Genomic DNA, 25826 nt, shown 5'->3' with positions numbered 1-25826 from the left:
CGCCGGAGGCGCGCTCCTGAAGCATATCGAAGTCGGGCGGTCGCATGGGAAACGCTCGATCGGGGAGAGGGGACCTGCTATCTTCCTGGCGTGATCCTTCGCTTCAGCGCAATCGCTGCCGCCCTGATCGTGGTCGTCGGGACAAATCCGGGGGTCGCCGGCGCGGTCACTTTTGTCCCCGCGAAGCAGGTCCGCGTCAGCTACTATCTTCCGACCGGGCGAGCTACCTTTTCCGGCATCCCGCCGTTTGTCGGGGCGGCTGCCTGTTCGTGGGACATCCCCCTCGGCACGGTCGCCGTCTTCAAGGATGGCCGGCCGGTGATCTGCCTCGACCGAGGAAATCTCGGCAGCGAGGGATGGATCGATCTCTACGCTCCCGACCGGGAATTCGGCCGCGATATTGAGCGTGCCTACGGTCAGCGAACAACAGTCCGCCTCTTTCTTCCCTAGCGACATGACGCCGGCAGCGCGATGGTGCTGCGCCGAGAGCGGTGCTAGCATTCGAGAGAGCGATGTTCGAGCGCCTTCGCAAGATCGACTTTGGCCTCCGTCGAACCCGAGACGCGGTCTTCCAGCGCGTTGCGGCGGTCTTTGAGCGCCGTCAGATCGATGATGCTTTCTGGGAAGCGCTGGAAGAGACGCTGATTAGCGCCGATCTCAGCCTGAGCACGACGGAAGAGCTCCTCAGCCGGCTCCGCGAGCGTGTCCGCGAGGAGGGGATTACGGATGCGCACCGCGCCAAGCAGGCGCTGCAAGAAGAGATGAGCGCCGTGCTGCGCGAGGTGGAGGAGGAGGACGACCGCCCCTTTGAGCGGGAACCGCGGCGATTTCCCGACGGCCGACCCTTCGTACTCCTTATCGTCGGCGTCAATGGAACTGGCAAAACGACGACTATCGCCAAACTTGCGCACCGCTGGCACCGGCAGGGGAAGCGGGTACTGATCGGCGCCGCAGATACCTTCCGTGCCGCCGCCATCGAGCAGCTGAAGGTGTGGGCGGACCGGATCGGCGTCCAAGTTGTGGCCCATCAGCCCGGCGCCGACCCCGGCGCTGTTGCCTACGACGCCGTTGAAGCGGGACGCAGCCGGGGAGCAGATGTGGTCATCATCGATACCGCTGGCCGGCTGCACGCGAAGACGAACTTGATGGAGGAACTGCGGAAAATCCGGCGCGTCATCGCTAAGGTCGACCCGACCGCGCCCCATCAGGTGCTGCTCGTCATCGATGCCACCACCGGCCAGAACGGTATCCTGCAGACGGAAGCGTTCGCCCAAGCCGCCGATATCGACGGGATCGTGCTGACAAAGCTCGATGGCACTGCCAAGGGCGGGATCGCTTTCACCATCGCCAATGAGCTGGGCCTGCCGATCCGCTATCTGGGGACTGGGGAACAGCTCGACGATCTTGTCGACTTCGACCCAGCCGAGTACGTGCGGCAATTGTTCGAGTAGCCCATGTCCGCGCTGATCGAGGCAGTCGCGCTGCCAGTTCTCGGCTGGTGGCTGCTCTCCACCCTGATTGGGCTTGCGGCGGCGCCCTTGGCACTGCGCCTCTTTCCGGAGCTTGCCGACCGCGGCCTCAGCCTCGCGCGGCCGCTCGGCATCATTTTCACGGGCTTCTTCTTCTGGATTGGCGCTTCGCTTTCTCTGTTTCCGCCAAACCGCGGGGCTGCGGTGCTCGGCGTGGCTCTCCTCGCTCTCGGCGGGCTGGCAGCGCTCGGCGGACGCGTGCAGGCAGCGCTGCAGCTTGCCTGGATGCGCGACAACTGGCAACGGCTGCTGGCGGGCGAGGCGCTTTTTGCGGTGATCTTCATCGGGTGGGCAAGTGTCCGCGCCTACGCTCCCGAGATTGCCGGCACCGAGAAGCCGATGGAGCTGCTGTTCCTCAATGCGGTGCTGCGCGCCGACGCCTTCCCTCCCCCTGACCCCTGGCTTGCCGGCTACACCGTCTCGTACTACTACTTCGGCTATGTCCTCGTTGGGATGCTCGCCCACCTCGCCGCAACCCCGGCCTCGGTCGCGTTCAATCTCGCCTTGGCGCTCGTCATGGCGCTCTCCGCTCACGCCGCTTTCGGGCTCGTCTCGTCGCTCGTCATTGCGCGCTGGCCTGCGGCCACGCCGCGGCAGACCATGCTCGCCGGCCTGCTTGGCACGGTGCTGCTGGTCGGGATGGGCAACTTGGTCGGCCTGCTCGATTTCGCGCGGTCGCGGGGCTGGGGCACCGCGGAATTCTGGAGCGCGCTTGCCATCGACGGGCTGACGCATCCCTACCGTGCCGCCAGTTGGACCCCAACAGAACACTGGTGGTGGTGGAAGGCGACCCGGGTCATCAACACGTTCCGTGACGGCCAAGGAATCGACTACACCATCAACGAGTTCCCGATCTTCAGCTTCGTGCTCGGCGATCTGCATCCGCACGTGCTGGCCCTGCCGTTTAACCTCCTCGTTGTCGGCATCGCTGCTGCTGCCTTTCACTCTCCGTATCCTTGGGGAATGCGGTGGGCGCGCGCTCACCCCTGGCAGGCAGCGGCACTACCGATCTGCGTCGGCGCGCTCGGCTTTCTCAACTCGTGGGACCTGCCGACCTACGGCGGGCTCGTCGTCGCGGCAGTCGCCCTGAGCGCGTACCGCAAAGCTGGCCATCTCGACCGCCGGCTGATCCGCGATGTCGGCCTGTTTGCCCTCGCGCTTGGAGGAGCAAGTCTCGTTCTCTACCTTCCGTTCTACCTTTCGTTCTCGTCACAGGCGTCGGGCATTCGCCCTGTCGTCCAAGTCGCGACCCAGCCGCACCATTGGGCGCTCTTCTGGGGCCCCCTGGCTCTCCCGGCCATCGCCTTCGTCGGCTGGCAGCTGGGGCAGCTCGATGCCGGCTGGCGCCGCGCGCTTCAGCCGGCGCTCCTCATCGGGGCCGCTCTCCCAGCTGCTTGGCTGCTGGTGACGCTGCCCGCCGCCGTGCGCACTGGGACAGCGCCGCTCGTGATCGACTCTCTGCCGGCGAAGGCGGCGATCTCGCTTCCTCTTGCCGCCATCGTCACCCTTGCGCTCCTAGTTGCCTTTCGGACCCCCTCGCGCCCTGATGCCTTCGCAGCGCTGCTCCTCGGCACCGCCTTCCTCTTGCATCTTGCGGCCGAACACTTTTTCATTCTGGACGTTTTTGGGAACCGAATGAACACGGTCTTCAAGCTGTATTTCCAAGCGTGGACCCTCCTCGCCGTCGCAGGGGGCTACGCTCTTGTCTCGCTCTGGCCGCAAACGCTGCGCCAGTGGAAGCGCGGGGTGATCGTCGCGGCATGTCTTATCCTGATTGCAGGGGGAATGTATTACACGCTTGCTGCAACGTGGAGCAGGGCTGACGGCTTCACCGGGCAGCCGACGCTCGACGGCTTGGCGTTCGCCCGCGCCGCTGCCCCCGGGGAAGCGGAAGCGATCGACTGGCTGGCCGCTCAGGCGAGCCGAGGCGCCGTCGTCGTTGAGGCGACAGGGGGGCAGTACTCCGAGTTTGGGCGGGTCTCGGCGCGCACCGGAATTCCGACGATCCTCGGCTGGGCAGGCCATCAGCGTCAGTGGCGCGGGTCCGACGCGCCGTTCCGCGGCCGCGATGCCGAGATCGACCGCATCTACACTGCTGCAAGCCGCGACGAACTGCTTGCTCTCCTGAAGAAGTACAACGCAGAGTACGTCTTTGTCGGCAGCCTCGAAAGGCAGAAATACGGCGCAGGCGTCGGAGAGCGGCTGGCGTCGCACCTTGATGTGGCATTTCAGAATGGCAGCGCAACGATTTTCCGAGCCCGCTAGCGCGGTGGCAGAGCTGTCGCCCTCCGTCCGCAGCGCGAGCGGCAGCGCGCCTCCCGCTCTCGAGGCGATGCTCAACCGCCCCGCGGTTGCGGTCCCGCTCGAATGGCTCCTCTACGGCGTGGCGATTGTCGTCGCTGCCGGACTGCGGCTTGGGCTCGCCGCGAGCGACCCGCTCTCGCTCGGTGAAAGCGCGACCGCGCTTGCAGCGCTTGACCTCACTCTCGGCCGCCCCGCGGGGAGCAGCGCGCCGCTCGCCGACCTGCTCACTGCGCTGGTTTTCTTCCTTGCCACTCCCTCAGATCTCGCTGCCCGCTTTCCGTCGGTCGTCGCTGGAACGGCGACAGTCGCCCTGATGCCCGCGTTCCGACCGTTCCTCGGGCGGCTTGCCGCCCTTCTGGCCGCGTTTTTGCTCGCCGTCAGTCCCTTCTCGCTCGCCATCTCGCGCCGCGGGGAACCGGACGCGCTCGCTCTTCTGGCGGCGGTGGTGGCGCTGCTTGGTCTCCTGCGCTTCGAGCGGGATGGCCAGGCCGGCTGGGCCGCGACGGCCATTCTCGCCTTCGCCATGCTGCTGACGAGCGGTCCTCGCGCGGTCACCCTCCTCCTCGCGGCTGCCGTCGCTCTCGTCATCGCCCGGCTGCTCGGGACGTCGACGCCGCTCACGGCGCTCCTGACGCGGTGGCGCACTGAGAGGGGGCAGACCCCCTCGCTCGGCGGTGCAGTGCTTGCGGCGCTCCTGTTGTTCCTTCTCGTCTCGACCCGGTTCTTCCTCGACCCGAGCGGGCTCGCGCTGCCCGCGGTCAACGGCTGGGTCCGCGAATTTACGACCGGCGGCAGCGCGCTCCTGCCGCCCCTGGCGTTGGTGAGCTACGACCCGCTCACGCTCGGCGCGGGGACTGCGGGCATCCTGTGGCTGCTGAGCGGGAGAGCGCGCGAGCCGCGGAGCCGGCAGGCGCTCGCTTTTCTCGCTCTTTGGAGCGGTGTCGCGCTTGCCGTCGCGGTGCTCGGCGGACAGCGCCTCGTCGGACCGCTCGCCGCGATCGCGTTCCCCCTTGCCCTCCTCGCCGCCACCGCGCTTGCGGATGTACTTTGCGCGCTGCGACGCGACGACCTCGCGCGAGGAGCAGCGCTGCTCGGCGCAATCCCCCTCTTGGTCTACGCCTATATCCAATCGGCGGTGCTGACACGCAGCGATGGGGGAACGCCGCTGCAGTGGCTGGCCGTTTTTCTCAGTCTTGCCCTCGCCGGCGGCTACAGCGTGCTCGTCGTTGCTTCCCTCGGCCGGAACGCCCTGCCGGTGACGGCACTTGCCGGAGCGGCGCTCCTGCTGATGGGGTCGATCCACGCCTCGTTCGCGCTGAACGCCCGACCGAGCGCCGGGGAGTGGGTGCTGCCAGACGTTCCCGGCCCCGCCGCGCAGATCTTTCCCGAGCAGATTGCGGAACTGCGCGCCGCGCGGGGAGGCATCATCGCCTACGGTGTCGCCCCGGAGCTGCGGGTTCCGTTTGCCTGGCTCCTCCGCGATCAGCCGGGCATGCGCATGCGCGCTGACCTCGCGGGAGGGCTCGATGCAGCGATTGTGCCGGTCGGCACGTCTCTCCCGGAGACGGCAGCAAGCGGGATACGCAGCGTCTACGCTCTTGGAAGTTACGGTCCGCCAGAAGGGGCGCGTTCCTTCTGGCGCTGGTATGTCTGGCGCACGGCCGGCGAAACGGGATTTCGCCGCGAAGCTCTTCTGGTCATACTGAGATGACACCGCTTCGACTTCTTCTGCGAGCTGGCCGCACCCGTGCCAGCGAGGAGCAGGCGCATGACTCGAGCTCTTCTCCCTCTCCGCTCGCTCTCCGCTCGCGGCGACGCTGTTGACCGGGTGTTCAGCGTCGTCAGCGTCACTTGGGAGACGCTGGCCTACGCTGGGCTGACCCTTGTCGCAGCCATCATGCGGTTCTGGGATCTCGGAACGCGCGCGATGCATCACGATGAGAGCTTGCACGTGCTCTATAGCTGGTATCTCTACGCCGGGCGGGGCTACCAGCACGACCCGATGATGCACGGCCCCTTTCAGTTTCACGTAAACGCCCTGATCTACTTTCTGTTTGGCGACAACGACGTCACGGCTCGCCTCCTCTACGCGACCTTTGGGACCGTCCTCGTTCTCCTCCCCTTCTTCATGCGCGACCTCCTCGGCCGCGGCGGCGCGCTCGTCACGGCGGTGCTGCTCGCCTTCTCGCCGACGATGCTGTACTACAGCCGCTTTTCCCGCAACGACATCCTGATGGCGGTCTTCACCCTCCTCTTGGCACTCGCGGCCTGGCGGTACATCGAGCGCAAGGAAGTTCGCTGGCTCTATCTCGGGACGCTGATGATGGCGCTCGGCTTTTCGGCAAAGGAGACCCACTACATTACCGTTGCGGTGTTCGGCAGCTTTTTCACCGCCTATTGGCTGTGGGATCTCGCTGGGAAAGGGCGCCTTCCTCGCTTGGAGGAGGTGCGGGACAACAGGATCTTCGGCGTCCTGATCCTGCTCGGCACGCTCACTCTGCCCCTGCTCGCCGCTTTTGCGAAGCTGACACCCCTCGTCTCGACAGACCCGACTGTCATCGCTTTTGGGCCCTGGGTGACCACGCGGGCGATCTTCTCGCAGTTCGTGATCGCTGGCATCTGTTTTGTCATCTCGACCGCCGTCGGCTTGTGGTGGAACCGAACCGTCTGGCCGGGATATGCGGCGCTCTTCTGGACAGTGTTCGTGCTCCTGTACAGCACCTTCTTTACCAATCTGCCGGGGATCGGGTCTGGGGTCTGGGGCAGTCTCGCCTACTGGCTCGACCAGCATGGGGTGCAGCGCGGCAACCAGCCGTGGTACTACTACCTCCTGCTGCTGCCGCTCTATGAATTCCTTCCGCTTGCCCTTGCCGGCGCAGGGATTGCCTCCCTCGTTCGCCACCGGGAGAGGCTGACACCATTCGTTGCGTTTCTCTTCTACTGGTTTGTCGGCTCGCTCGTTGCGTACAGCTGGGCAGGCGAGAAGATGCCGTGGCTGCTTGTCCACGTCGCGCTGCCGCTGATCGTGCTTGCGGGTCGCTCAGCAGGCTGGTGGCTTGAGGGGGTGCGGTGGAACTCGGACGTGGCGTGGCGGGCCGCCGCGGTGGTTGCGCTCTTCATCGCGGCAGCGGTCGTTCTTGCGGCAGGGGCCGCCGGCCTGATTCAAGCCGCCGCCGACCTCGCACCGGGATGGAACGGCCAAGCGCTCGCCCTGATCGGGATCGCGCTGCTCCTTGTCGGGGCCGCTGTTCAGGTTGGGGCACCGTTCGGGGGCTCGGGGATCGTCCGCGCCGCAAGCGGCGCGATCGTCCTGATCCTGCTCGTCCTCACGATGCGCGCTGCGTGGACTGTCACCTACAAACACGGCGATATCGCCACCGAGATGCTGATCTACACCCAAACCTCCCCGGATATCCCTCGGCTGTACCGCGAAATCGAACGGCTCTCTCTCCGGGCTACAGGCGGAAAAGAGCTGCGCATTTCCGTCGACAGCACCAGCGGCTTTACTTGGCCCTGGGCGTGGTATCTCCGCCACTACCCGAACGTCGACTACCCCTCCTACAGCGGTGCTGCTGCTCCGCCCGCCGGGCAGGTGGTGCTTATCCACGCCAACAATGTGGAGCGGATGCGCCCGTATTTGAGCGACTACACCCCCGGGCAGCGCTACCGTCATCGCTGGTGGTTCCCCGAGGATTACAAGAGCGCTATCGAGTGGGTGGCCGCGATGGGCTCCCCCTTGGCCGCTCAGCCGGGACGCCCGAACAGCGCGTTTGGGTTCAGCGATGCCGTCGCGGCGTCGCTCAGTCCCACCGGGCTAGAACGGCTGTGGCAGTACTTTTTCAACCGCGACCTGGGCAAGCCGCTCGGCTCGGAAGACGGCTATTTCTTCGTCAAGAGCTCCCTTCTCGCCGGCGAGCCGCTGACCGCCGGCCCGGCGCGGCCGGCGCAACCGGATGAATACGCTCTCGCGCTTACCCCTCTTCAGCCGAGCGCAGCCTTCGGCGCTCGCGGCAGCGGCGCAGGACAACTGCTCGAGCCCCGCGGCATCGCCGTCGATGGAGACGGCTTCATCTACGTCGTCGATACGGGTAACCATCGGGTGCAGAAGTTCGATCCCTCCGGCCGCGTGGTCGCTCAGGTCGGCCGCCGGGGAACGCTTGATGGTGAATTCACCGAGCCGTGGGGGATCGCCATCGCGCCTGACGGCACCGTTTGGGTCGCTGATACCTGGAACCATCGCCTCCAGCAGTTCACCGCCGATCTCCGCTTTCTGCGGAAGTTTGGCGAGTTCGGCGAGTCGGTCGGGCAGGTGACGGGAAATCCCGGCCGGTTCTACGGGCCGCGCGCGATCGCCTTCCTCGATGACGGGTCGCTGCTCGTCACCGACACCGGCAACAAGCGGATACAGCGCTTCCGGCCGGACGGGCAGTTTCTCGGCGCCTTCGGCGGCGCCGGCGCCATGCTCGGGCAGTTCCAAGAACCGGTCGGGATTGCCGTTGCTCCCGATGGCACGATCTTCGTCGCCGACACTTGGAACCGACGGATCCAGCGGTTCGACGCGAGCCTGCGCCCCCTGGGGGCGACCCCGATCCGCGGCTGGGAGAGCACCGGCATTCTGAACAAGCCGTATCTCGCGGTCGACCCGAGCGGCAATGTCATCGTCTCCGACCCCGAGAACCACCGGCTGCTCCGGTTCTCGCCGGAAGGGCAGCTTCTCAATGTCGTGGGCCGCTTCGGCGCCGAGCCCGGGAGCTTCAATCTCCCCATTGGCGTCGCCGTCGGGCCGGACGGCGCGCTCTTTGTCGTTGACAGCAATAACGCTCGCGTCCAACGATTTGACCCGCTTCCCTAACCGCGATGGCACCAGCGGCGCCCTCCTCCCGCTCGGCGACCCGGCTCCTCTTCCCGTCGCAGCCGCGCCGCCTCCTCGCTGGGATCGTCGCCATTGTCCTCGCCGTCGCCGCCAATGCTCGCTACCTGAGCCAGCCGCCGGACCTCATCGCTGCTGGGGCGGCGTTCCTTATTGCAATCGCGCTGGCGCAGTACGCGCTGCCCGCCACCGGTCCTGACGGCTGGGAGAGCACAGGCCGTTGGCCGCGGCTGACGGCCGCGCTTCCGTCAGCTTTTGCCGGCGCGGCTGCCTTCCTCTTCCTTGGAGGCTCCCTCTGGCTGTTTTCAAGCGACCGCAATCCAAACCTCGCCTGGCTCCTCTACCTCGCCGCTGTTGCGATGACACTCGGCGCAGCCTTCCTGCTGCCGGCCGGCACGCGGACACCGGTCAGCCCGCCAATCGGCCGAGCTGAACTGGCCATCCTCGCCCTCGCGACCGCAGTCGGGCTCTGGTTCCGTACCGCAGAACTAGCGACGCTCCCCTTCGGAGTGTGGTACGACGAGGCGGTCGTCGGCCTTGGCGCCCAGCAGATCCTCGCCTCGCCGACATACCGGCCGATTTTTTACGTCGAAAACCAAAACCCGGCGGCGAATATCTACCTTGCCGCCCTCGCGATGCTCGTCTTCGGAGAGACTCCTCTTGCCTTGCGGGTGACCACAGCGATTGCGGGAACCGTGGGGATCCCCGCGATCTACCTCCTCACCCGCCGGCTCTTCGGCTCGCCGCGGATCGCGCTCATTGCGGCGTGGTTTCTCGCCGTTTCCAGCTGGCACGTCACCCTAAGCCGCTTTCCGACCAGCACCGCAATCTTCAGCATTACCCTCGAGACGCTCGTCCTGTTTTTCCTCGTGCGGGGACTGCAAGACCGCCGGCCGCGCGACTTCGTTATCGCCGGCCTTCTTGTCGGGTTCGACCTCCAGTTCTACTTCCCGTCACGGATCTTCCCGGTAACCCTCGCCGTTCTGCTCCTCGCGGCTGCGCTCTGGCGGCGATCGCTCTGGCCATCGATCAGCCAAGGCGCACTCCTCCTCGCCCTCGCGGCGCTGATTGCGGCCGGGCCGTTGGCATGGTTTGCAGTCCGCTTCCCCGAGGAGTTCAACCGTAGGCTTGGGGTCGCAAGCGTGATGCCCGAAGTGGAGCGAGCCGGTCACTGGGGCCCGCTGCTCGACAACATCGAGAAGCACCTGCTGATGTTTAACGTGGCGGGGGACCGCAATGGCCGCCATAACCTTCCCGGCCGGCCGATGCTCGACCCGCTTCTGGCGCCGCTCTTCGTTCTCGGCGTGGGGCTGACGTTGGGACTGCTTCGCCGCCCGACTGGGCCGACCCTCATCATCTGGTGGGGAACGATGCTGCTTGGAGGGATCCTCTCCCTCAACTTTGAAGCTCCGCAGTCGCTGCGCGCATCGACCGCGCTGCCGCCGACGCTCATCTTTGCGGCGCTGCCGCTCGGCGCGCTCTGGGACCGCTGGGTGCGCAGCCCCTGGGGGACGTACGGCAACCCGGCGGCCGCCGCGCGCAGCAGCCGCACCCCGCTCTCGCTCGGAGCGCTGCTGGTTGGAACGTTTCCGCGTCTCCCCGCGCGGTGGCATGGCCCGTCGGCATGGTCGCGAGCTTGGCGAGCGGGGGGCACCATCGCTCTCGGCAGCGCCCTCCTCTTCGTCGCCGTCGTCAACCATCATCGCTACTTCGTCGCCTGGGCAAACGACTTCGCCGCCTTTGCGGCCCATTCCGCGGCCGAAACGCTCGTTGCCCTGCGGCTTCGCGAGCTCTCTCCGAACGATGCAGTCTACCTCAGCCAGTTCTTCTCCGGCCGACCGCCTACAATCCGGTTCCTCGCCCCGAAGGCGCCCGAAGGCGCCCTGTTCAACGCCGCAACAGACGTACCGGTGCGCGCCGTTGCTCCGCGGACCTTCTTCTTCCTCGACCCGAGCGAGCAGGCGGCGTTCAGCCAGCTTCGGCTCTATTATCCCAGCGCCCAAGTCGAGGAGCTGCGTCCGCCCTTCGGCGGACCTCCGCTCGTCTACGCTGTTCAGCTCGCGCCGGCCGATATCGTCGCCATCCAAGGCGTTGAGGCGCGCTACTTCGCGCACGGAACTGAACGCGAGCGGCCCGATCTCAGCCGCCGCGAGACCGAGATCAACATCGACCCGGCCACGCTCGGCCTCGCGGTTCCGGTGCTTGCGGAGTGGCGGAGCACGCTCCACGTTCCCCGGCACGGCAGCTACCGGCTGCTCCTTGAAGGACCGAGCAGTGCCGAGCTGTTCCTCAACGGCGCGCGCGTGCTCACCGGAGGCCAGGCAGCGCGGCTGACCCTCGCAGCCGGCAACCACGCTCTCCTGCTCCGAGCTCGTGCCGACCGCCCAGGCCAACCAGTCCGATTGGCCTGGGAGCCGCCGGGCGGCACGCTCAGCCCGATCCCCTCCAACCTCTTCTATCTCCCTCCCGTTGCGGCGACAGGGCTGCTCGGCGCGTATTATCCCAACGCCGAGTGGGCAGGAGAGCCCGCCCTTCTCCGGATCGATCCGCAGATCGGCATGTACTTCCACATTCTGCCCCTTCCTCGCCCCTACAGCGTGGAGTGGCGCGGCACGCTCCGGATCGACCAGCCAGGTGTCTACCGCTTTGGGACAGAGCAGATCAGCACTTCCCAACTCTTTCTCAATGGCCGGCTGATTATCGACAATCGTCGCGGCAGCGAACTCCACGAGGTAGATGTGCCGCTCGAGGCAGGGCTGCACGATCTCCAGCTGAAGTTCGTCGACCGCGATCCCTATTCGCGCATCTACCTCTACTGGACGCCGCCAGGGCGACGACGCGAGCTGATCCCGTCAGCGGTGCTGCTGCCTCCCCAAGGGAGCGATCTTCCCCCGAGCCCGACCGTGCCTGCGGCTCCCCGAGAGGCCGCCGTCCGCGTCCCGAGCGGCGTCGTGCGCTTCGCAAGCGGCCCGCCGCTCTCGCTTCGAGTCGAGATGACCTACGGACTTTCCCCTGAGGGACGGCTTGAGGAGCCGCGCGCTGCTGCTCTTGACCCTACCGGCGCTCTGCACGTGCTTGATGGAGGAGCGCGGCGAGTGCTCGTCTTCGATCCCCAGGGGCAGTTTATCCGCGCGTATGCGGGTCCAGAGCCGACAGCAGGCGGCCTCCAAGAGCCGACCGGGATCGCCATCACCCGATCGGGGCGAGTGTTCATCCTTGATGCGACAACAGCCGGGATCCACGAATACCGCCTTGATGACGGCCGGTTTGTGGGGCGGCTGCCGTTAGCGCGGTCCGACTTCTACAAGCCGCGCGGGTTATCGATCGATGAGGCGGACAATCTCTATATCTCCGACACGGGGCAAAACCGCGTGCTCAAGTTCGCTTCCGACGGCCAGCTGCTGACCATCTACGGCGGGAGAAAGGGCGCCGGTCCGGGCGAGATGCTGGAACCGACCGACGCTGCCCTGCTTCCGACCGGCGACCTCCTCGTTCTCGACACCGGCAACAAGCGTCTCCAATGGTTCGACCCCGGCGGCCGCTATCAAGCGGAATGGCCGATCAACTGGTCTGTCCCGCTGAACGGACCTCACCTCGTGCTCGACGCTGCTTCCCGACCGGTGGTCACCGACCCGGACCGAGGCCGCCTCGTGCGCTACGACGTTCGTGAAGGGGTCCAGCAGGTTGGCGGCGCGCCCGGGCTGTTCACGCTGCCGGTTGAGATTGTCGCGGCGGACGACGGCAGGTTCTATGTCGTCGATACAGGAGGCAGAAAAGTCGTCCGCATCGTGATTGAGAACTAGCCATCCGTCTCCGCCGGGTGCCTGCTCCCGCCTGCAGCCGGGCGGGCAAGCGGCCGCTGCCTGAGGAGAGCGCGAGCGGCTAGAGCGCGAGAGCCGCCTTCGCTTCCTGCTTGCGCGCCCGAGCGCGTTCGTGCTCGCTGAGCAGCCGCTTCCGCAAACGCAAGCTCTTTGGCGTCACCTCAAGCAGTTCGTCGGCGGCGAGAAAGTCGAGCGCATCCTCGAGGCTGAGGCGGCGCGGCGGCGTCAGCTTGACGGCGATCTCTGCTGTTGAGGAGCGAATGTTCGTCGCCTTCTTCTGACGGCAGACGTTCACCGGAATATCCAGTGCCCGCGGCGCCACGCCGACAATCATCCCTTCATACACCTCGGTCCCGGGTTCGATGAACAGCTGGCCCCGCTCTTGGGCGCTCGCCAGCCCGTAGGCGACGGCGCGGCCCGACTCGGTTGCGATCAGAGCGCCGCCGCGCGACGCTGCGAGCGGGCCTTGCCACGGTTCATAGCCGAGAAAGAGAGTGCTCATTGTCGCGTTGCCGCGGGTAGCAGTCAGCAGCTGGGTGCGCAGCCCGATAAGCCCGCGTGTCGGAATGCGGTAGACGAGCCGAACGTCGGTCGTGCCGGCGCTTGTCTCCCGGTGGCGGATATTCACGAGCCGCGCGAGGCGGGGCCCAACAAGTTCGGCGACGGCGCCGACGTACTCGTCGGTCGTGTCGATCACGAGCTCTTCGACCGGCTCCTGAAGCTGACCATCGACCCGCTTCACGATCACTTCCGGCCGCGACACTTCGAACTCATAGCCCTCGCGACGCATCGTCTCGATCAGGATCGAGAGGTGCAGCTCTCCCCGCCCGCTGAGGAGGAAGCGGTCAGGACTTTCGGTCTCCTCTACCCGCAGCCCGAGATTCGTCTCCAGTTCGCGCTCGAGCCGATCGCGCAGTTGGCGGGAGGTCTGGTATTTGCCCTCGCGGCCGGCGAAGGGCGAGGTATTGACGCCGAGCGTGATCCGGACTGTCGGCTCATCGACCGCGATCGCCGGCAGCGGCTCCGGGAATGCCGGGTCGGCGATTGTGTCGCCGATCGCGACGTCGTCGAGCCCGACCAGCGCAACGATCTCGCCAGCCGCGATCTCGGTGACCTCGACCCGTTTCAACCCTTCGAACACGAGAAGCTGCCGGACCTTGCGCCCGCTTTCGGGGGCGATGGCTCCATCGCTTCGCACCCGCACCACCGGCGCGCCGGTTCGAAGCGTTCCGCGCATGAGGCGGCCGATAGCGATCCGGCCGAGGTGCGGGTCATAGTCGAGCGCGGCGATCAGGGCTTGAACGGGCGCATCCCGTTCAACCGTCGGGCACGGGATGGCGGCGAGGATCGTTTCGAACAGGGGGGTCAAGTCCGGCGCGAGCGCGTCGGGCTGAACACCGGCGCGCCCCTCTTTGGCGACCAGATAGACGACGGGAAACTCCAGCTGATCAGCGTCGGTCGCTACTTCAAGGAAGAGGTCTTGGGTCGCTTCGAGCGCCTCGAGAGGACGGGCGCGCGGCCGGTCGACTTTGTTGATTCCCACGATAGGGCGCAGCCCGAGCGCAAGGGCCTTCTTGAGCACATAGCGTGTCTGCGGCATCGGTCCTTCGACCGCGTCGACAAGCAGGAGACAGCCGTCGGCCAGCGTCAGCACTCGTTCCACTTCGCTGCCGAAGTCAGCGTGGCCGGGCGTATCGATGATGTTGATCTTGACGTTCCGGTAGCGGATTGCGGTGTTCTTGGCCAAGATGGTGATGCCGCGCTCACGCTCCAACTCATGCGAGTCGAGAATGAGGCTCCCCACCTGCTGGTGCTCGCGAAAGACCCGGCTCTGTTTCAGCATCGCGTCGACAAGGGTCGTCTTCCCATGGTCGACGTGCGCGATGATCGCAAGATTGCGAAGATCAGTCCGTTGGGTGCGCATGGTCTCTCTCTGCTGCACAAAAAAGGCGCGACGACGCGCCCGCTGCTCTGGCTGTTCTGTGAGCTTTGTCACAAGTATATCGCCTCTCTTTTCCTCAGGCTGCTACGATGAGGCGTTGGAGCGAGAGCGATGAGCGTCGGATGGGGGATCATCGGGATCGGCCGGCACGCTGACGCGCGGATGGCGCCGGCGATTGTCAACAGCAGGAACGCTCGCCTCGTCGGCGTCTACAGCCGAGATCAACGCCGGGCAGAGGCCTTTGCCGCCAAACACGGCGCGCCGCGCGCCTACAGCGACCTTGCCGCCTTTCTTGCAGACCCGACGATTGAGGCGGTCTATATCGGCTCTCCGAACGATGTGCACTGCGAGCAAACGATCGCCGCACTGCGCGCCGGCAAGCATGTCTTGTGCGATAAGCCGCTCGCCGTGACAGTGGAACAGTGTCAACGGATGATCGATGTCGCCGACGAGTGCGGCCGGCTCCTTGCAACGGGGTACAACAACCGCTACCAGCCCGGACATATCGTCGTTCGAGAGCTGATCCTCTCGGGTGAGATCGGGGAAGTCGTTTTCATCCGGTCCGACTGCGCAAACGCCGGCCTCGTCCGCCATGCTGAATGGCGCTACCGCGCCGAGCGGGGCGGCGGGTCGCTGCTCAATATCGGCATCCATGCCGCCGACCTTCTCCGCTACGTGACCAACAAGGAAGTCGAGCTCGTCGCAGCGCTCGATGACGCGGTGGAAGGAGGGGTCGAGGAGCTGTCAGTCTCCTCCCTCCGTCTCGATGGAGGAATCTTCGCCCAGATGCTCTCGAGCCGACGCTTGCCGTATCCCGCCAACGGTCTTGTCGTCCACGCAACCCGCGGGTACGTCCGCACCGCGGGCACGATCTCCTACGACATCGCCGGGCAGGTTGAAGTCACGCTCCCGAACGGCCGCCGGACGTATGAGTTTGTGCCGCCACGGCCGAACTACGATGTGTACGTCGCCGAGATTGAGCAGATTAGCTCGGTTATCCTCGAGGGCGGAACGCTCCTCGCCACCGGCTATGATGGCTTAGAGGGCGTACGGCTGACCCACGCGATCGCGCGCTCGGCCGCCGAGCGGCGCGTCGTCCGCATTGAGCGCTAGAGCAGGACCGCTCGCCGACGCGCTTGCTTCCGCGCATCAGGTGGACGCCTCCAGGTTGACACTCCTATACTCGGCCCTGCTCGAGCGCCTCGGAGGAACTGATGATCCAGACATCGCCCAGCCGGCCCGCGGGGCCGCGCTATACCGGCAAGCCGAAAGTGGCGGTCCTGTTCACGTCACCGGAGACTGTCCTCGACGACTATGACCGTCTCATCCGGCTTGCCGACGTCGACCAGGAACTCGACCGCAGCGTCGATACGATCCTGAAGGTCAACATTTCGTGGCAGCATTGGTACCCCGGCTGCTCGACCGCCCCGTGGCAGCTGGACGGCACGATCCGCTCGCTGAAGGCGCAGGGGTTTGACCGCCTTGTCGCCGTGCATAACAGCACGGTCGTGGTCGACGCCCACGAGGGAGCGATCAAGAACAAGCATCAAGCGGTGACAGACCGGCACGGCGTTCCTTCCGTTCACCTCGAAGAGCCGCCGGTGAAGTGGATCCGCTACGAGCCGCGCGCCAAGATGGAAGTGCTGAACGATGTCTACCCCGACGGCATCTACATCCCAGACTTTTTGATCGGCAAAAACATCATCCATCTCCCGACCGTGAAGACCCACGTCTTCACCCAGATCACCGGGGCAGTCAAAAATGCCTTCGGGGGGCTTCTTAATTTCCAGCGGCATTGGACCCATTCGGTGATCCATCAAGCGATCATCGATCTGCTCGCGATCCAGTACGAGATCCATCCCGGCGTCTTCGCTGTCATGGATGGCACCATCGCCGGGGACGGCCCTGGACCCCGCTGCATGGTGCCCCACGTCAAGAACGTGATCCTCGCCAGCCGCGATCAGGTGGCGATTGACGCCACCTCAGCGAGGCTGATGGGGTTCGACCCCCTCTCGATCGGGTTCATTCGCAATGGGCACGAGCGCGGTCTCGGCGTCGGCGACACGCGCGCGATCGAGTACGTCGGCGATGACATCTCAAACGTCAACTGGCATTTCCACGGCAATCAAGACACGTTTGCCAGCCGAGGACAAAAGCTGATCTATCACGGTCCGTTGAAGCCGCTCGAAAACCTGCTGCTTCGCTCTCCGCTGGTGCCGTGGAGCTATCTTGCCTCCAATATCTATCACAATTGGTATTGGTACCGCGTCCACGGGCTGAAACGGATCCAGAAGATCAAAGAGGGCCCGTGGGGCGCGCTGTTCAACCAATACTGACGCGAACCGAATGAACCTCGCACGCTTCCGCGGGCGCATTCTCCTCTCGCTCGCCTTTGGCGTTCTCGTGCTGCTTGCGCTCCTCGTCTATGGCGACCTGTCTGAGACTGTCGCCGCAATCAGTCGCTTCCAGGTCGGGCTCCTGCCGGCCATCATCGGCCTAACGCTGGCCAACTATGTCATCCGCTTCGGGAAATGGCACTACTACATCCGGCTGCTCGGGGCGCGCACGGTCGCTCCGCTCGATAGCCTGCTTATCTTTTTCAGCGGCCTGAGCATGACCATCACCCCGGGAAAGGTCGGCGAGTGGCTGAAATGCTACCTGCTCCAGCAGCAGAGCGGCATTCAGTTCAGCCGGGCAGCGCCGATTATCATCGCGGAGCGCTTGACTGACGGTCTTGCTCTTCTAATCCTCGCCAGCGCCGGGATCGTTGTTTTCGGGCTCGGGTTTGAGGTGATGGTGGGCACGCTCCTCTTGGCCGCGATGGTGCTCCTCCTGAGCCAGTATCCGCCGCTCGCTGTGGCTGTGCTTGCCCTTGCTGAGCGCCTCCCCCTCATCCGGACCCGCGCGCACCACCTTCGGCATTTCTATGAGGGCAGCGCGGTGCTCTTCCGCGGTCCCAGCTTCGGGTTCGGGATCGCCCTTGGCGTTCTCTCCTGGGCGGGCGAATGCGTCGCCTTCTTTCTCGTCCTCGCCGGCCTCGGCCTCGAGCCGAGCGGCATGCTCCTCCTCCAGGCAAGTTTTATCCTCGCAGTCTCATCGCTCGCAGGCGGTCTCTTCCTCACCCCGGGCGGGCTTGGGGTCGCCGAAGGCGGGATCGCCGCCCTGACCAGGCTGCTCGTCGGGGCGCCGAGCGACGTTACCGCCGCCGCCACGATCCTGATTCGAGCGTGTACACTGTGGTTCGGCGTCGCAGTCGGTGCCGGGGCGCTCTTTGTCTACAGCCAGTGGCGGTTCACCCGTCTCGGGCTCGCGGCGCCGACTGCCGATCCGTCGCCGTGACAGACGCGAAGAGGGAGGCGATGACGGAGAGCCTGATCACCGACGAAGCGCGCGCCATGATTGGGGTCACCAGCGAGCCGGGCGTCCACCGCGTCGACCGGAGCCAGATCCGGCTCTTTGCCGAGGCGATTGGCGACCCCAACCCGCTCTACTTTGACGAAGAGTACGCCCGAACGACCCGGTGGGGCGGCATCATCGCTCCCCCGACCTTCGTCTACAACCTCAAGCCGGGCGCGTTTCCGGAACTTCCGCTCAAGACCACTCGGCTCCTCAACGGGGGCGACGAGTTCGAGTACTTCGGCGTTGTTCGTCCCGACGACATCATTGTCGTGATCGCGAAATGGACCGACCTCTACGAGCGCACCGGTCGGCTTGGACAGATGGTCTTCACGGTCTGGGAGACGACCTACACCAATCAGCACGGCAAGCTGGTCGCGAAACATCGCGCAACTCGGATCCGCTACTGAACCTCCCAGGCTGCGGCGCGCTCCTCCTCGGGCCGACAGTGCTGGGCAGCGGCGCCGGCGGCCAGCGCGGGGAAACGCAGCTGGTGCCCCGTCGCCTCCCTGCCTCTGCAGCAGCGCCCTATGCCCCCACGTCTGCTACCAGCTGACGATCCCGATCGTCACCGGGTCCCAGCTATAGGCAAACCGGCCATCGCGCTCGATCAGCCGCTCGCGGACAATCCGTTCGAGACGCGCGTCCTTCTCACTTCCCGGCCGCACCCACGTCTGCCGGCGGGCGAAGTCGAGCGCCCGCTCGGGCGAGTCGTAGGAGGGGCCGGGCACCTCGAGCGTGACAATGTTCGGGACGACCCGCCGCGCGAGCAGCAGGATGATGAACTCGCGAAGGGCGGGGAGGGTCTCCCGCGGCTCGCCGTGCACTGCCGGCCAGAGCGCGTCGGCGGGCGCGGTGGGCTGCCGCTCGAAAAGCACCGCTATCCGGCGCGGAGCGCTCCGCTCCATCATCGCGAGAAAGGGGCCGATCTCTTCGATGTCATAGCCGACGTGGCAGATCAGGGCGACATCCGCTTCGAGCCCGCTCATCGGGAAGCGGCCATGGACGATCCGGATATTGCGGATGCCGTAGTTCTCCATCCCTTCTTGGAGCACCGCCAGCATCCCTGCGGACGGCTCGACGGCGATCACCTCGCGCGCCTGAAGGGCAATCGGAAGCGCGTAGCGTCCGCCGCCGGCGCCGATGTCGAGCCAGCATTCGTGGGGACGGATCATCGTCCGCAGGACATTGAGCACAGGATCATCCTGACGGTGAGGATCGGCGCGGAAGGCAGAGGCAACTGGGGCGTAAAAGTCGGCGCCATCCTCGACTTCGCGCACGCGGTCGACTTGTTCGCGGTTGGCGCGGACACGGCGCCGCCATTCGGCAATCGCTTCCTCAGCGCTCGGACGTAATGGGTCGGCCATAGCGATGGTCCTCCTCCGGGGGGCGGTCGATCGGAGAATCGGGTTCGGGAATGTCGAGGGCGGGCTCGGGCGGCTCGGCAATTGCCGCGATCGAGGGGATCAGCGGCGTGAACCCCACTGAGCCGGCGCGCTCGACAAGGAGGTGTCGCGCCGTCCGAGCGACATCCGCCAGTGCCGGGTCGAGCCCGGAGGCGAGCAGGGCGCTCTCGAGCTGCCGCAGCCACATCGCCGTGTCGGTCAGCCGCCCGTAGACGTCTCCCGGGTCAACAGCGTAATCCTCGCACAGCTTTGCCAAGGACTCGCCGCGCACGGCGCGCCAGACGAGGCCGTGCAGCGCAGGCGGGCCCAAACCGGCAGAAACCGCGAGGAGGTTCTCCTGCTCGTGGCGCTCGATTACCCGGCTTTTCAGCCAGATGACCCGGTAGAGGTGAGCAAGTCGCGGCGGCAGAGAGGGAGGGCGCCGTCCCCGCCCCGTCCGACCGCCGCCTTCAAGCCAGCTCGCGACCTCGGCGAGTTCTGTCGCCAGCAGCCCTTTCAGCGCTCCCCCGATGACGAGTTCGCTCGTGAGCAGCGCATTGCCGTGGAAAAACCGCCGGAGAAACGCCGCCCGCAGCGTCACGCGCCTTCCATCCCAATAGCCGTAGCGGCCGAGTATCGATTCGAGCCGGCGGGCGTGGTCGATGATGTCGTTCTCGATTTGGGCGCGCCGGCGAACGAGGAAGAGGGGCTCCCCCGACCGGCTCCTTTTCCCTCCTCGCGCAATCGCCTCTGCCGCCCGCAGCTTCTGAAAGGTTGCGAACGAGCGGCGGTACATCTCCACCATCCCCTCCGCTCCATACCGGTCGAGCAGGTAGAGCGCCGAGGCGTAGTCCAGTTGAAAGGCGCTTGTGATCGGCTCGGGTGGCAGCTTGAGCAGCCGCTCCAGATGGTCAAAGAGGTCGAAGGGATGCTTTAGGACCACAACATGGCCGAGGCGATCCTTGCCTCGCCGGCCGGCACGCCCGGCCATCTGCAGAAATTCGCGCTTGTGCAGCGGGCGCCACCCCCGTTCGTCCCGCGTGGAGAGCTGCTCGAGAACGACGGTGCGGGCGGGCATGTTGATCCCCAGCGCCAGCGTGCCCGTTGCGAAGACGACACCGATGCGACCGGATTCGAAGAGTCGCTCGACCAGTTCGCGCAGCGCCGGCACCAAGCCCGCATGGTGAAACGCGACCCCGCGCGGCAGCGCCGCCGCCAGCCGGTCGAGCTGCGCCATCGCCAGCTCCTCGCTCCCGATCCGCTCTTCGACGGCCCGGATTTCGCGCTCGATGTCGTCGCGCGCCGTCGGGTCGAGGAGCAGGTCGAGCCCGGAGTCGACAGTCAAGTCGCATTGCTCTTCCGTCCGCCGTCGGCTCATGACGAAAACAATCGCGGGGAGAAACTGGCGCTGAGCCAGGTGCGCGACGACCTCGGCAGCGAGAAGGTCCGGGTTCTCGGGGTCGCGTGTCCGCCCGCGCGGGCGAGCCACGATCTTCCCGGAGGGGTCGGCGACGCGGAGCAGCTTGCTTCCATCGAAGTAGTAGACATCGAGCGGAACGGCGCGTTGATCATGGGTCACCACAACCGTCGAGCCGTGAACCTCGTGCAGCCAGTCTGCCACCTCGGCGACGTTCGGAAGAGTGGCCGAGAGGCAGACTAACTGAACGGAGGGAGGAATGAGCAGGACAACCTCCTCCCAGACCCGCCCCCGGTCGAGGTCAGCGAGATAGTGAAACTCATCGAGAACAACCGCCCGCAGGTCGCGCACCTCGTCTCCCCCCTCGCTGACGAGGCGATTGCGCAGGATTTCCGTGGTCATGACGAGGATCGGAGCACGATCGTTGATCGCTGTCTCGCCGGTCACCATGCCAACGCGCTCTGCCCCCCAAATGGCAACGAAATCGCGAAATTTCTGCGCCGAGAGCGCGCGCAGCGGCGTGGTGTAGATCAGGCGCTGGCCGGCATCGAGCGCGTCCTGCACCGCAAACTCGGCGATGACGGTTTTGCCTGTGCCGGTTGGCGCCGTGACGAGGAGCGAGTGACCATCAGCGAGCGCAGCGATCGCGTCGCGCTGAAAGGGGTCCAACTCGAACGGGTAGCGGGCGGCGAACTGCGCTGCCCGTTGACGCGCGACAGGAGTAGGCCGGAACGCCGACGGCCGCCAGTCGCTTGCTGCGACAGCGGAAGAGCGAGCGCCGGCTTCGCTCCCGACACGGCGACGCGACTGCCGCGGTGATTCGTCCGACATAGGGTGTCCTGATCGTGGTTTCTCGAATGGTACCCCGAATGCTGCCTTGTCGGCTCTCGAAACGGCAGCCTATACTTCGCGCATCCTAGACGCGTGTGACGGTTCGTTTCGGAGCGTTCTCAATGGCTGGCCACTCGAAGTGGGCCCAGATCAAGCGGCAAAAGGGCGCCGCTGATATGAAGCGGGGCGCAATCTTTACGAAACTGGCGCGGGAGATCACGATCGCCGCGAAATCTGGTCTGCCCGACCCAGAACATAATTTTCGGCTGCGGCTCGCGATCCAGCATGCCCGCGAAAATAACATGCCTGCTGAAAATATCGAGCGGGCGATCAAGCGAGCAATGGGCGCCACTGACGCCACGGAGCTTCATGAGGTGCTGTATGAGGGCTACGGCCCCGGCGGAGCGGCGCTGCTGATCCAAGCGATGACTGACAACCGCAACCGGACGGTCGCGGAAGTGCGCAATGTCCTTACGCGCAGCGGCGGCAGCCTTGGCGAAGCGGGGTCAGTCGCCTGGCAGTTTCGCAATCTCGGCGTCATCACCGTCGCCGCGACCGGCCACGATCCCGACGAAATCGCGCTCGAGGCCATCGAAGCGGGCGCCGAAGACGCCAAGGTCGAAGGCGACGAGGTCATCGTATATACCGATCCTGCCCAGCTTGAAGCCGTCAAGAGCGCGCTTGAGTCGGCCAAGCGCTCGGTCCTTCATGCCGAAGTTTCCATGGTGCCTTCGACACCGATCCCGCTCAACGCGAAGGACTCGGAAGCGCTGATACGCCTGATCGACCGGCTTGAGGAGCTGGACGACGTTCAGCAGGTTTTTACCAACGCTGAACTCGACGACGCTGTCCTCAGCAGGCTCGGATAAGCTTACTGGGAGGAGGTTGCCGATGAAGCGCGACTTGATGGATATCCTCGCCTGCCCAACGTGCAAGGGCGAATTTGAGCTGAAGGTCGAAGAAGAGAACGATCAGGAGATCGTTCGGGGCACCCTCACCTGCAAGCAGTGCGGCGAAGTCTATCCCATCACGGACACCATCCCCGACCTTCGTCCGCCGAGCCTCCGCGAAGCGAGCGGCGCCGACGACTTTGAAGACCTCGATGACTTTGACGAGGAGGAGTCGCGCCCCATCATTCCGATCCTCCTCGGCATCGCTGCCGTCGTTGGGCTCGTGTTCCTCGCGCTCTTCCTGCGCGGACGAGCGCGCCGTCAGAAAAAGATGGTGACCCTCCCCGTCGTGGGCAAGGTCGAGGTACCAAGCTTGAGCGATGTCAAGCTCCCGCAGATGCCAAACCTTGCCGACCTGCGCGAACAGGTGCAGGACCTTCGTCTCCCGCCCGTCTCAGAACTGCGCGAGCGGCTGCCCGACCTGCCAGAGGTTCGCCTCCCCGCTGCGCCAGCCCGCCGCGGGTGGTTCCGCCGCTAAGTGTCCCCTTCAGCCTCGGCAGCACCGGTCAGCCAGCGAGGCGGGTCGGGGAACGCCCACGAGGCGATCAAGCGCCGCCCGGCTGGATGGCAGAAGATCCCGTGGTCGCTCGCGGAGATCCGCCGCCTCGGCGATTGGGGCCACGCGAGTAACCACCTTGGCAGCGCGTGGGAACGCTACGCTGCGGCGCGGCTGCTCGACGATCGGCGCCCGTGGCTCCTGCCGGGCGGGGAGCGGTATCGCCCGCTCGCCGTGGTGCCGCTGGGCATTGACGCTGAGTTCGGCCTTCGACTGAGCGTGGCCGGTCAGCGGGCGCCGGATGCCCTCGTCGTCGGACGATCCCACCGCGCTGTCATCATCCAGCCGGTCGATTTCAAATTTTCGCTCGACCACGCCGAGGCAGGACAGATCGGGGTCGAGGTCGCCGTCGCGGCGGGGCAGCTTCTCGGCGAGCGGTTTGCCGCCCGTCTCGAGATGGCCCTTCAGCATCGTCTGCGGGGGGACTGGACCGAGCGCCTGGTGCCCGGCGCGCTCGTCTCTCCCCCCAGCCAGTCAAACCGACGCGCGCGGGTCCCGGGCCGTCCCCTCATCCGCTGGGTGGATGCCGCCATCGAAGAGTTCTTCCCGCCGCTGCCTGCCGCACCGATTGCCGCTTGGCTGACCGAGCTCGATGAAATCGGGCCGATTCACGACGACTTTGACCTCGCCGAAGCCTACTACCGTCTTGGCGCCGCCGTTGCGGGGGCGGTCGGCCGCCTCACGCGGCCGCTCTTCGCCGAACACGCCGCGACGCTGCCGGCCTCGCTCGATGCGGTTGAAGCGTGGTGCCGCCGCCACGCTATTCGCTCCACTGCCGCAGCGATCGAGCGCGCGCGGCCCCTGCTGGATGAGCGACGTGCGCAAGAGGCGCGGCTGCGGCGCCTTCTCCGTCGTCCCGCAAGCCGGGAAGAACTGAATGCCGCGGTCGGACAGCCGCCGGAAACCCCGCTCAGCGCTTGGTCGGCCGCAGCCCTCCAAGCGCTGCGCGAGGCGCAGGAAGAAGATCGTGCGGCAGTGCTGCGCCGAGGCGCGGAACTGCTCGCCAGCGGTAGCAGTGAGGAGGACGCCCTCGCGCTTCTCGAGGCCGACTACCAAGCGCGCGCGCGGCAGTTTCTCGCTCGGCTGCGCGAACTGAGCCGCTAGCGCGGGCTACGGCGCCAGGATCGTCGGGCGGGCTGCTTCGACGCCTTCAGGAACCGGCGCTTTGCTGGGGGCAGCGGGGCGAATCCGCTCGAGGTGGGGAAGCACTTCTTCGCCGAACCGCTGGATTGTCTCGGCAGCCAGTTCCGGCGGCATCGCCCCGAAGTACGCCCAGATCATGACATGACCGAGACCGCGCTCTGCCCAGGGCGCAAGCTTCTCCAGCACCTTCTGCGGCGAGCCGGCGAGCATTGTCCCCCGTCGGTAGTTTGCCTTGCGTCGCTCCCACTCCTCGGGCGGTGCCCAGTCGTAGCCCATGTTCGCCCGCACGCCTTTGTGCAGGTAGTATTTAGAGTATTCCCAGATCTCAGCGACAGGGTCAGCTGCGTCGCTGATATGGGTCTGCTGGGTGAAGCAGCTCCACTCCAGAGCGCGGCGTTTCTGCTCCTCCGGCGCGTCGCTCTCCGCAAGGCCATCGAGATAGGAGTTCCAAAGCAGCTCGCCGGTGCCGGCCGTCAGCGAGAGAAGCAGCGGCTGCGCCATCTTCCCCCACCTGCGGCAGAAGGCGGGCGTGAGCGTCGCGCGCGCAAAAAGGGGATAGGGCTTCTGGACCGGAGCGGGAATGATCCGGCCGTCGACCTTGCCTCTCCACCATGGCGTTTCGTAGACGAACGGCTCCGGCCCACGATGCTGCCACGCCCCGAGGACAATCTCGGCCCAGGCGTCAAAAAGCTGATGCCGGTCCTTAGCGTCAAGCCCGTAGCCGGCATATTCATCCGGGCCGATCCCGCTCCCCACCCCCGCGATCGTCTTGCCATTTGTCAGGTTATCGAGGAGCGCGACTTGAGTCGCGAACCGGATCGGGTGATGCAGCGGGCCGACCGCCACCGAAAAGCCGATATGCAGCCGCGGTGCCACCGCGGCCAAATGGCTTCCGAGCACGATGGGGTCGCTGTAGGCGTTGTACCCCGTGAAGGCGTGCTCCGTCGCCCAGACGGCGCGAAAGCCAACACGCTCAGCCAGCCGAGTGTGATCGATCACTGCTTGAATGATGCCGTGGTCGTCTTCGGGGCCGCGAGTCTGGGGGTTGAGATACAGTCCTGCGTGCATGCGAGAACCCTACTCGCAGTGATCGGCACTGTCAAGTACGCAGCGGAAGCAGCCCCGCTGCGCGGCGGTGCCCGCCGAGGAAGGGGGTGTCCTCGCCTGCGGGACGCTCAGGCGAGGGAGGGGGACTGGGCGATTTCTTCGAGTTTGGCGATATTGGCGCGGTCCTCTGGCTGGTCGCTCGGCGGCGTGCTGAACCATGCGTCAAGGATCTCCTTAGCGACCGGCTCAGCAGTAGCGCGCAGGCTCATCACAAGCACATTGGCGTCATTCCACCGGCGGGCGCCGCGCGCTGTCTCGGGGTCGCCGCAGAGCGCGGCACGCACGCCGGGCACTTTGTTCGCCGCCATGCTGACGCCGGTGCCTGTCCAGCAGAACAGCACGCCTTGCTCCGCCTCGCCGCGCGCTACCTTCCAGCCAACCCACGCCCCCACCTCGGCCCACGGGAGGGTCGCCCCCGGGTCGGGGAGCAGCATTTCGACCTCATGCCCGCGCTCGCGCAATTCGCGCACGACCGCGTCAGTAAGGGGTGTCCGCTCATCGCTTCCGACGACGATCTTCATCGCTCCTCCAGTGCAGCGGGAAAAGTGTAGCGCGAGAGGGGAGAAATGAGCGAC

Annotated in this window: 17 protein-coding genes and 1 pseudogene; 13 read left to right on the top strand and 5 right to left on the bottom strand. The window is 66.0% G+C overall.

Features of this window, described 5'->3' with window-relative positions; all coding sequences use genetic code 11:
* The first annotated feature begins 90 nt into the window (after positions 1 to 90).
* From NZ773_01075 to NZ773_01050, 6 genes are all read left to right on the top strand, one after another.
* Positions 91 to 450 carry a hypothetical protein gene (locus NZ773_01075; GenBank protein ID MCS6800526.1) on the top strand — a complete coding sequence of 120 codons (360 nt, stop codon included), beginning with the start codon at positions 91 to 93 and terminating at the stop codon, positions 448 to 450.
* 62 nt (positions 451 to 512) lie between these two features.
* Positions 513 to 1451 (top strand): signal recognition particle-docking protein FtsY, encoded by a 939-nt coding sequence (gene ftsY, locus NZ773_01070; GenBank protein MCS6800525.1) that lies wholly within the window; start codon positions 513 to 515, stop codon positions 1449 to 1451.
* Between the two features lie 3 nt (positions 1452 to 1454).
* Complete coding sequence (locus NZ773_01065) at positions 1455 to 3794, top strand: DUF2298 domain-containing protein (protein ID MCS6800524.1); 2340 nt, start codon at positions 1455 to 1457, stop codon at positions 3792 to 3794.
* Between the two features lie 4 nt (positions 3795 to 3798).
* Entirely contained in the window at positions 3799 to 5544 is a 1746-nt protein-coding gene (locus NZ773_01060) for a glycosyltransferase family 39 protein (protein MCS6800523.1), read from the top strand.
* A gap of 57 nt (positions 5545 to 5601) precedes the next feature.
* Positions 5602 to 8685, top strand: a complete 3084-nt coding sequence (locus NZ773_01055) for a TIGR03663 family protein (GenBank protein ID MCS6800522.1) — start codon at positions 5602 to 5604, stop codon at positions 8683 to 8685.
* A 5-nt stretch (positions 8686 to 8690) separates the two neighbouring features.
* Complete coding sequence (locus NZ773_01050) at positions 8691 to 12506, top strand: glycosyltransferase family 39 protein (protein ID MCS6800521.1); 3816 nt, start codon at positions 8691 to 8693, stop codon at positions 12504 to 12506.
* A gap of 79 nt (positions 12507 to 12585) precedes the next feature.
* On the opposite strand, the gene typA is transcribed toward NZ773_01050, so the two are convergent.
* Positions 12586 to 14448, bottom strand: a complete 1863-nt coding sequence (gene typA, locus NZ773_01045) for a translational GTPase TypA (protein MCS6800520.1) — start codon at positions 14446 to 14448, stop codon at positions 12586 to 12588.
* 129 nt (positions 14449 to 14577) lie between these two features.
* Between typA and NZ773_01040 the strand changes: the two genes are divergently transcribed.
* The 4 genes from NZ773_01040 to NZ773_01025 all read left to right on the top strand — a co-directional run bounded on the left by NZ773_01040 (position 14578) and on the right by NZ773_01025 (position 18272).
* Positions 14578 to 15579, top strand: a complete 1002-nt coding sequence (locus tag NZ773_01040) for a Gfo/Idh/MocA family oxidoreductase (GenBank protein MCS6800519.1) — start codon at positions 14578 to 14580, stop codon at positions 15577 to 15579.
* A gap of 101 nt (positions 15580 to 15680) precedes the next feature.
* Positions 15681 to 16802 (top strand): DUF362 domain-containing protein, encoded by a 1122-nt coding sequence (locus tag NZ773_01035; protein MCS6800518.1) that lies wholly within the window; start codon positions 15681 to 15683, stop codon positions 16800 to 16802.
* Positions 16803 to 16812: 10 nt separating this feature from the next.
* Complete coding sequence (locus NZ773_01030) at positions 16813 to 17805, top strand: flippase-like domain-containing protein (GenBank protein ID MCS6800517.1); 993 nt, start codon at positions 16813 to 16815, stop codon at positions 17803 to 17805.
* A 20-nt stretch (positions 17806 to 17825) separates the two neighbouring features.
* The gene (locus tag NZ773_01025; GenBank protein ID MCS6800516.1) at positions 17826 to 18272 is read left to right on the top strand and encodes a MaoC family dehydratase N-terminal domain-containing protein; all 447 of its coding nucleotides are present in this window, start codon (positions 17826 to 17828) and stop codon (positions 18270 to 18272) included.
* 135 nt (positions 18273 to 18407) lie between these two features.
* Here the strand turns inward: NZ773_01025 and NZ773_01020 are convergent, their stop codons facing one another.
* Together NZ773_01020 and NZ773_01015 are read right to left on the bottom strand one after the other, a co-directional pair.
* Positions 18408 to 19229 carry a methyltransferase domain-containing protein gene (locus tag NZ773_01020; protein ID MCS6800515.1) on the bottom strand — a complete coding sequence of 274 codons (822 nt, stop codon included), beginning with the start codon at positions 19227 to 19229 and terminating at the stop codon, positions 18408 to 18410.
* Positions 19201 to 21495, bottom strand: a complete 2295-nt coding sequence (locus tag NZ773_01015; GenBank protein ID MCS6800514.1) for a DEAD/DEAH box helicase — start codon at positions 21493 to 21495, stop codon at positions 19201 to 19203. Before NZ773_01015 ends, NZ773_01020 begins: the two co-directional genes overlap by 29 nt.
* Before the next feature lie 122 nt (positions 21496 to 21617).
* Between NZ773_01015 and NZ773_01010 the strand changes: the two genes are divergently transcribed.
* The 3 genes and pseudogenes from NZ773_01010 (at position 21618) to NZ773_01000 (ending at position 24105) form a co-directional block, all read left to right on the top strand.
* Positions 21618 to 22364, top strand: coding sequence for a YebC/PmpR family DNA-binding transcriptional regulator (locus tag NZ773_01010; protein MCS6800513.1), 747 nt, complete (start codon positions 21618 to 21620; stop codon positions 22362 to 22364).
* Between the two features lie 22 nt (positions 22365 to 22386).
* Positions 22387 to 22566: pseudogene (locus NZ773_01005) on the top strand (methytransferase partner Trm112).
* A 357-nt stretch (positions 22567 to 22923) separates the two neighbouring features.
* A complete protein-coding gene (locus NZ773_01000) occupies positions 22924 to 24105 on the top strand; it encodes a hypothetical protein (protein MCS6800512.1) in 1182 nt (393 codons plus the stop codon).
* 6 nt (positions 24106 to 24111) lie between these two features.
* On the opposite strand, the gene NZ773_00995 is transcribed toward NZ773_01000, so the two are convergent.
* Positions 24112 to 25212 carry an LLM class flavin-dependent oxidoreductase gene (locus tag NZ773_00995; protein MCS6800511.1) on the bottom strand — a complete coding sequence of 367 codons (1101 nt, stop codon included), beginning with the start codon at positions 25210 to 25212 and terminating at the stop codon, positions 24112 to 24114.
* 107 nt (positions 25213 to 25319) lie between these two features.
* Positions 25320 to 25772: an RpiB/LacA/LacB family sugar-phosphate isomerase gene (locus NZ773_00990; protein MCS6800510.1), complete on the bottom strand. Its 453-nt coding sequence runs from the start codon at positions 25770 to 25772 to the stop codon at positions 25320 to 25322.
* Between the last annotated feature and the right edge of the window lie 54 nt (positions 25773 to 25826).

Source organism: Dehalococcoidia bacterium, from assembly GCA_025054935.1.
Lineage (GTDB): Bacteria > Chloroflexota > Dehalococcoidia > SpSt-223 > SpSt-223 > JANWZD01.
Note: the sequence above shows the minus strand (reverse complement) of the source record. Positions and strands in the feature narration are given on the sequence as shown.